The following is a 7,724-nucleotide window of genomic DNA, read 5'->3' on the forward strand; positions in this document are numbered from 1 at the left end:
CGCTCTCGAACGTCACCCCGCTGGGTAGGGTCCAGGTCACGGTCAGCGACGACGCGATGCCGTAGGCCGTCACCCACGATCTCGCTGCGTCGAGCGTCACGAGCCGGTAGGTCTGCCCGGGCTCGCACCAGCCGGCGGGCTTGTAGTCCGCGTTGGCCACCGGCGGCGAGCCGCTGCCCGTCTGGTCGTCGAAAACGATGTTGTAGTCCTTGTACTCGGTGAAGGAGGTGATCACCCCGTTGACCGACGAGCCACCGCGCAGCAGCGGTAATTTTTGCCACAGGCGCAGCTCGTCGATGACCGTAATGTAGTGCCCCGCCTCGACGGGCAGATCCCCATAGCCGGTTTCGGCGATCCGGAGCAAATTGCCCGCGAGGATGGTCTCGCGCACCCGGACCCGCCCGACGTCCGCCGCGCCGGGCGTCGTGCCCACGGCGACCGTCATGCCCGGCTGCACGTCGCCCGCCGTGCCGGTGGCGTCCGTCATCGTCATGGCGTAGATGCCGCGCGTCAGCGGGTCGAGCGCGTAGCCGCTCACCGTGGCCGTGTAGACCACCTGGCGCGACCACACGCAGAGGTAGCGGTCCACCTTCTGCGGGCGCTGCCGCAGGGTGGTGACTTCGGTCGGGGTCAGGGTCGTCATGCGGGCGTGAACTCCTCCAGGTCGGTGATCGGCCAGGCGAAGTCGGCCCACTTGTAGCCCGCCCAGCGACCCTTGTCGTTCGGGCGGGTCAGGTCGCTGCGCCCGTTGGCGTACAGCCAGCGGTTTTCGGTCGTGCTCCAGCAGTAGACCGTGACGTCCACGAACGCGCCGCCCAGGTGAGTGATCAGGGCCTCGTACTGCTCGACCGTCATCAGGCCCGGACGCACGAGCAGGTTCGGGAAGCCGACCTGTTTGGGCACGCGCAGCAGGTCCAGCTCTATGCCCTCCTCGTCGGCCCAGTCCGCCAGCGGGGTGTAAAACACCTCGTCGTCCCACAGGGCCGCGTCGATCTGCGGCAGCCCGAGCAGGTCCGCCGGGTCGGTGTTGTCATGTCCGGGAGCGATCTTGAAGTAATCAGTGGGGGGCATCAGCGCCTCGCTCCTCTCCGGGCCTTCGCGGCCCGCCAGCCGTCGTAGGCGGCGCGCCCGATGCCCTGCTCGACCGCGGCCAGGATCGCCGCCGGGTCGCCCGCTCCGGCCTCGATGACCACCGCGCCCGAGGCGATCTGCAGCGTGTCGCCGCCGCCCGACAGCATGTGCATCTGGCGGTCGTTGAAAATCCGCCACTGGCCGTCGCGACCGAACTGCGCGGCCTCGAAGCCCTGCTCGCCGACGCCGACGATGGCGCCGGGCGGCACCGTGCCAGACGTGATGCCGGACGCGAAATAGCGGTCGATGTTGCTAATCTGGTAGCGCTGCTCGGCGCGCTTGGGCGCCTCTTCGAGGTAGGGCTTGATCGTCAGCCGCGCTGCCGCGCGCCGCCATTCGCCGAACATGGCCAGCCCGGCTTCTTTGGTTTTGTCAATCGCGTCGAGATTTTCGTTCAGAGCCCGCTCACGCAGTTCGTCCTCGCGGTCGCGGTCCTGTTCGAGACGTCGCAGCCGGATCGTGCGATCCTCCGCTTCCTGCTGCCGCTGATCGTTGTAGGCGGCGATGCGCTCGGCGCGCTGCTGCTCGTAATTCTTACGCAGGTCGTCGAGGTCCTTCTGGCGCTGCGCGGCCTTCTCGTCGTTTTCGATTTTCAGGTCGGCCTTGAGCTCCTGGAAGGCCTGGTCACGCTGGCGCTGCTCTTCGTCGTAGCGGTCCTGCTCCTTCTGGAGCGCCTTCTGGCCGTTTTCGACCGCGTCGATGGCCGCCGTCACGTTGCGGCTGGCGATGGCGTCTTCCAGGCTGTCGGAGGCGTCCGCGTAAATTTCGTCGATGCGTTTGAGGTGGTCCTTCGTGGCCTTCGTGGAATCCTTGAAATAGTCAGATTCCGCTTTGCGGCGCGCGTCATCCGCCTCCGTCTGGTCCTCGGTGGCCTTTTCCGCCAGCTCGGCCTGCTTGTCGCGGAAGGTCTGGTCGAGCTTGGTCAGGTCCTGGAAGTGCTTGGCCGCGTTGCGCAGCGAGGTCCGCAGTACGTCTTCGAGCTCACGCTCGTCCGCCCGAGCGCGGTCGAAGGTGACGTCCCCTGTGGCCTGCGCATACTTCGCCAGAATGGCCGTGCGCTGCTTTTCGAGCTGGGCCGCTTCCTGCGACGCCTTGCGCATCGCGTCCGTCGCGTCGGCGAATTCCTTCTGCCGCCGGGTAGCCTCCTCGCTGGCCTTGACCGCCGGAATCACGGCATCGGTCAGTTCGCGGATTTCCAGCGTCAGGGACTTGAACTGCGCCTCCGCCTGCGCGATCTCGGCGTCCACGTCTTCCCCGGCAGCCTTGCGGCGGTACAGGCCGTCCAGGTAGGTCGCCAGCAGGCTCTTTTCCGTCTCCGCCGCCTGCACCCGCGCCGCGGCCTGCTCGCTCGACCAGGACATGATCCGCTCGTTGGCCGTGAGCTCGGTCTGCATGCGCAGCTTGGCGTTGTCCGTGGTGACCTTCGTCCAGTGGGCGTCATCAAGGGCGCGATCGTTGTTGACTACCGTGCTGTCGGTGATATTGTCGCGCCAAAACTGCTCAGCCTCAGCGGCGGCATCAAAATCCTTTTGGGCACCAGCTGCCGCTTCGCCTAACTGCGCCAGGGCTCCTTCCGCGTCATTGATGCTCTTTATTTCCAGCTTGCCTGCTTGTGGCGTTGTGATCGTGATAGGAGTTGCGAAGAGGTCCTGCATTTTTTGCTGAGCTTCGGCAACCAGCGCGGCCTCGTCAGGATTTAGGACATTCGCGTTAAGGGCCACCTCCTCGTACTGGCCATATTGATTGATGAGGTTCTGAACTTTCTGACTCTGTTGCTCGTAGATAGCGAGGTTTTGTTCGGCAGCTTTCTTCTTCTCGGCCTCCGCGTCAATCTGCGCCTGCACATCCTCGCTGGTTGCATTTGCTAGAAAAAGTCGCCTCTGCTCGTCCAAGTCGAACTGCTTGGCAAGTTCGTTTCGGTAATTCTCGGCGGCTTGCTTGTTGGCATCGAACTGGTCCTTAAGTAGGCCAAGGCCGACCCCAAGTGCCGCCGCTCCACCGCCCAACAATCCCATTTGTAACACAGCGGACGGCGCCGACTTGGAGACGCCTTCGAGGACGTCACTTAAGTCCTGGATCGCGTAGAGGGGGCGGGCCACCTCGTACCCAACCGTGCTGGATAGAAGCTCCGGGAGAGCACTGGGGCGCATCTGGTAGGAATCAACCGAGGCGGCACGCTGCTGGGCCGCCTGATTGGTGTTAATAGTGGGAACTGAGAGGGCTTTACCTTGCGCGCTGGCCGCCTCGTTGGCCGCCCTGGTAACTTCGTCGAAAGAATCCGCGACGTCGAGCAGATTCTTCGCTTCGCGCGCGGCCTCGTTGGCAAACTGCTCGCGTTCTAGCGCGCGGCGCTCGTTACCGTATTTACGGAACGTCTCTGCTGCTTGCCGGGCAGTTTGCTCGAGCTTGGTCCACTGCGCCGCCTCTTGCTTCAGGCCGGCGGTGTGTTCCGCAATGGCCTGGTTAATCTGCGCAGCAGACTGTTTGTCGAGCTTGATGCGGATGATCTGTTCGTTGACCTGCTCCGGCATGGCTCCCTATCTCACTTCCGTTTCATTCGCGCTGTATAAAAATAGGAACTCCCCGCTCCCCAAGGCATACCACGATGTTTCGCAAGCCATCCAGGCCGTCATCTCCGTAGCGATCGATGCAGTAGGCCATCTCATCGTGATGTGTCTCGCGCAAGTATGTGTGCAGGGATTCGCACTGCTTTTGCTCGAATTCTTGCCACCGGCAGATTTCATCAATCTGAAGCTGGTAATGAAGCTCTCGGCTGAAAGCGTCAGCCTCTTTGTTTTTGTGATCGCGTATGAAATAGGCGGCGACTAGTGCAATCACCAACAGGACGATCGCCACCAGCCCTACACTTGCCTGTCCCCAATCTCGTTGTTGCATGCCTCGTACCCCCATCAGCCACGTGGTGACCAGTTACCACCTGTGGCCCTCAGACCGGCGATGCTTCATCCTAGCATCACCCGCCTGGCGGGGAAACTCAGCTCTCGACTGGTCCATTTGGACCAGTCACCCGTCCATCTGTCACAAATGTGACAGATGGTTACGTCCTGGCCGGGACCCGATAGACCCCGTTCGGACGTTTGGCCTCGTCACGCCGCTTCTTTTCGCGCTCGGCGGCGTAGTCGGCCCCATACCGGACCACGTTGTAGGCCCGATAGTCCCGGCGAAACCAGGCGGGCTGGTCGAACCAGCCGCCCGCGAAGGGGAGCGTGCCCTTGTCGTAGTACTCGCGGACCGCCTCCAACCCTTCGGTGCCGCCCCAGAAGCCCGAGAACTGGATGGCCGGGGGCGGTTCTGGTTCTTCCAGTCCGAAACGGATGCGCGCGTGACGCCCGATCTCTTCCATGAGACCGCGCTGCCAGGCGTCGCGCGCGGCCATCAGTTTGGGTCGGCGGCTTCTTCCTCGGTCAGCGCCTCGGCAGGTTTCTCGACCGGGGTCGCCAGCGGCGCCTTGAGGTCGTTGATCACCCGCACGAACTCGTAGAACTTACCCATGCCGCCGACGTCGGTCAGCCACTCGAAGAACTGTGAGTAGCAGATCCGGAACTCAGACAGTGAGGCCGTGTCATCGACCGGCTTCCACTTCTTGTCCGTCCCGGCGAAACGTGCGGTCTCCAGGTGGGCGCAGATGTAGCAGAAGTCGGAGGCGATGGACGCATCCGGCAGCGTGTCATCGACAAAGCGCCCCTTCATACGGGCGGCCTTCAGTTCGTTCCAGAGCGAGTCTGAGAACTTGAATTGAGCCTTGTCCACCTCGAAAGTGGTCGTTTTCGGCATTCCTGTGTCCTCACAGTTAGGGGCGCACTACCGCGCCCCGCGATGTCTCGCCCCCCGACCTACACGTGGCCGCAGAGCAGGTAGATGTCTTTTTCGTCCGCCGGCTGCGCTGCCGACGGGAACACGAGCACCTGGGCGGTCGGATCGGCGTCATCGATGGCGAACTGCGAGCCGGTCGGCGTGCCATCCGTCCAGGTGTAGGCCGTGCCGTCCACGATGCACAGGAAGTTGAGCGCGACGTTCTCCGCGACCGGATAGTCCGGGTCGAGGTTGAACTCGTACACCGAGCCGTCGCCGATGAAGTGGTACAGCATCGGCTTGTGCTTGGACCAGTAGGCCAGGCCTGCCGCCGTGCGCGTGCCGAGCACCGCCTTTGAGAACGCGGTGGTCCAGGGATACATCGACGACATCTTCGCCGCCATCGAGATCTGGAACTGACCGGTCTCTCTCGCGCTGTAGTTTTCCCGGTCGCGCCAGAAGGACTGCGTCCAGGGCACCAGGATGCCGGAATATCCGCTGCTGTTGTCGTCCTGTTCCAGGCTGTCGCTCTGGCTGACAGTCATGTACATGATTTGCTTGTAGGTGTAATCTCCAGGCTGCACTGCCTGGAAGTTGAATCCGCTCTGCGCGTGGGTCTTGAGCGACATGGCCTGGTTGACGAAGTTCATGTCCGACCCGCGCAAGACCACCGGCCCGCGAGGCAGCTGGATGGGCGAGAACTGGATTTGCCCGAGCGCCTTGTCGTTGCCGATCACGTCCTGAACGTCCGGCTCCGTGACCGCGAAGGGAAACGATTCCGCCGCCGCGAAGGCCTGGAGGTGCGCGCCGTCCGCGCCTTTCGTGATGGCCGTGCCCTGGTTGGCATACTTGCCGCCATCCATGACGCCCCACAGCAGGGCTTCGAGGCCGCCGCCGTAAAACTCGGCGATGTTGTAACCCGTCATTTGCTTTGTCTCCTTACCGCCGCGCCCTGAGAGGCACGGTCAGCTCCCAGTCGAACGAAAGGTAGTAGGTGTCCGCGCGCACGTGGGGGCGGAACTCCAGCCCTGCCGGGCAGACGATGCGCACTTCACTCGCGACGATGCCCGGCAGTGGGCCGAGGCGCTGCTCGACCTCGACGTCGTCGATCGTCACCACCTGCACGGCGCTGAAGTCTTTGTGCGCCTGGAAGACCTGCTGCGCGTCCAGCGCCCAGACCCAGGCCTTGTCCTGCGGTGTGTCGCCGTCATCGTCCTCGACCGTCACGACGCCGTGGTAGGCCACGGTCAGGCGCGCGACGATGCGCAACGGGTAGGTCGTCAGCGTCGAGAGCTGCTCGTCGGTTGACACGCCGCCCCAGCGGTGCGACCAGAACGGCGGGGTGAGCGAGAAGTCCACCCAGCGCTTGGTCACTTTCGCCTCGGGCACGGCCATCTGTTCCAACAGCAGCAGCCGGTCGAGCACGGGCAGGGCGAGGTCTTTCAGGTCCGTCGTCACAGCGGAATCCTCCCGGTGAGCACCTGCTCGGTGATGGTGTTGATACCCGCCGTCACGAAGGCCTCGGCGTTCTCGCGGATGATCCGCAGCTCCTCGCGCGCGTCGGGCCAGCCCGTGGTCGCGTGGAACGCTTGCCGGTGATTGCCCTCGTCGTCGCCGTAGACGTAGATCGACGACGGGTTGTCGTTGGTCACGGTGAAGCCGACCAGGCCGTCCGCGTAGTCGCCGATCACGTGCCAGTCGTGCACGAGCTCGTGCGAGCGCCGGTAGGGGATGCCGTGGCCGAAGCCATCGGTCGCGAAGAACGCGCGACGCTGTTTTTCGGACGTCCAGCGGATCGGGTACACGACCGGGCCGGGCTCGACCCGCAGGCGGCGCGTCACTTCATTGCGCACGAACGGCGCCACCTCACGGCGCGCGTAGCGGGTGAAGACCACCGGCAGCGCGCGGATGCCATCCTGGAGGTCGGCGATCGCTTGCGTGTGGGTGAGCACCTGTGCCTCGAACATCACACCCTCTCAGCTGAAGTAGTCGTCACGCGAGACAGGTCCAACCACGCCGAAGAACGGTTGGTCGTCCCCGCCGGGGTCCTGGTCGATGAGCCCCTGCTGGCCCTGGCGCAGGCGGTTGAGGAAGTCCTCGTAGTCCTTCTCCCACCGCTTGACCTTGGCCGGGCTGTCGTCGAAGTTCCCACCGTGGGCGTGCCAGGCCATCGCCGCGGCCTTCTCGGCGTTGTAGCGCCCGAGCATGAGCACGTCGCTCGTGCCGGTAGCCGGGGTCGTGTAGTCCTGCTTGCGCAGCGCGCTGTCGAGCTCCCCGGCCACCTGGTCGATGAAGCTCTGCACCTGGTCGGTGCTAGGCCGCGACGTGGCGGAGATGGTGAACCCGATCCCCGACGCCGGGTCGAGGCGTGCCTGGACGTCCGCGACGGTGGCGTAGCTCATCCTGCGGAACCCTCACGGCGCTGATGCTCGGCTTCCACCCAGGCCTGCAGCGCGGCGACCAGGTCGCCCTTGTTCATACTCGACCGTCCCGGCAGGTCGATGGCTTGCGCCCAGTCTTTCAGCTCATCGAGCGTCATCGACTGGAAGTCCATCTCACTGTCCTCACCCTCATCATCGAAGGCGTTGGGCGTCAGGTCCAGGATGTCGTGCAGAGACTCGCTCTGCTCGACCGGCTCGTCCTCTTCGCCTTCGCCCTCGTCATCGAAGGCGTTGGGGGTGATATCGTCGAGGTCGATCACCTCGACCGGGTCGGTGACCTTCACCGGCTGGCTGAGGTCGTCGAGGCCGCCGTGCTCGGGACCGGCCACGGCGGCCTCGACC

At 64.3% G+C, this 7,724-nt stretch carries 11 protein-coding genes; all 11 read right to left on the reverse strand.

What is annotated here, in order from left to right; translation table 11 throughout:
• A partial coding sequence (locus V7116_RS17900) for a hypothetical protein (RefSeq protein ID WP_324393329.1) occupies positions 1–643 on the reverse strand: 643 nt, incomplete at its 3' end.
• Positions 640–1,071 carry a hypothetical protein gene (locus V7116_RS17905; RefSeq protein WP_324393330.1) on the reverse strand — a complete coding sequence of 144 codons (432 nt, stop codon included), beginning with the start codon at positions 1,069–1,071 and terminating at the stop codon, positions 640–642. The genes V7116_RS17900 and V7116_RS17905, both read right to left, overlap by 4 nt.
• On the reverse strand, positions 1,071–3,662 hold the full coding sequence (locus tag V7116_RS17910; protein WP_324393331.1) for a hypothetical protein: 2,592 nt from the start codon (positions 3,660–3,662) through the stop codon (positions 1,071–1,073). Before V7116_RS17910 ends, V7116_RS17905 begins: the two co-directional genes overlap by 1 nt.
• 22 nt (positions 3,663–3,684) lie before the next feature.
• A complete protein-coding gene (locus V7116_RS17915; RefSeq protein ID WP_324393332.1) occupies positions 3,685–4,026 on the reverse strand; it encodes a hypothetical protein in 342 nt (113 codons plus the stop codon).
• 160 nt (positions 4,027–4,186) lie between these two features.
• Complete coding sequence (locus tag V7116_RS17920) at positions 4,187–4,525, reverse strand: hypothetical protein (protein WP_324393333.1); 339 nt, start codon at positions 4,523–4,525, stop codon at positions 4,187–4,189.
• A complete protein-coding gene (locus tag V7116_RS17925; RefSeq protein WP_324393334.1) occupies positions 4,525–4,899 on the reverse strand; it encodes a hypothetical protein in 375 nt (124 codons plus the stop codon). The genes V7116_RS17920 and V7116_RS17925 overlap by 1 nt, the downstream gene beginning before the upstream one ends.
• An 83-nt stretch (positions 4,900–4,982) precedes the next feature.
• Complete coding sequence (locus tag V7116_RS17930) at positions 4,983–5,867, reverse strand: hypothetical protein (protein ID WP_324393335.1); 885 nt, start codon at positions 5,865–5,867, stop codon at positions 4,983–4,985.
• Positions 5,868–5,880: 13 nt separating this feature from the next.
• Positions 5,881–6,399: a hypothetical protein gene (locus V7116_RS17935; protein ID WP_324393336.1), complete on the reverse strand. Its 519-nt coding sequence runs from the start codon at positions 6,397–6,399 to the stop codon at positions 5,881–5,883.
• Entirely contained in the window at positions 6,396–6,908 is a 513-nt protein-coding gene (locus V7116_RS17940) for a hypothetical protein (protein ID WP_324393337.1), read from the reverse strand. The genes V7116_RS17935 and V7116_RS17940 overlap by 4 nt, the downstream gene beginning before the upstream one ends.
• 9 nt (positions 6,909–6,917) lie before the next feature.
• A complete protein-coding gene (locus V7116_RS17945) occupies positions 6,918–7,343 on the reverse strand; it encodes a hypothetical protein (RefSeq protein WP_324393338.1) in 426 nt (141 codons plus the stop codon).
• The coding region (locus V7116_RS17950) for a Rho termination factor N-terminal domain-containing protein (protein WP_324393339.1) at positions 7,340–7,724 on the reverse strand (385 nt) is incomplete at its 5' end. The genes V7116_RS17945 and V7116_RS17950, both read right to left, overlap by 4 nt.

This window comes from Aggregatilinea sp., assembly GCF_036822615.1.
Taxonomy (GTDB): domain Bacteria; phylum Chloroflexota; class Anaerolineae; order Aggregatilineales; family Aggregatilineaceae; genus Aggregatilinea.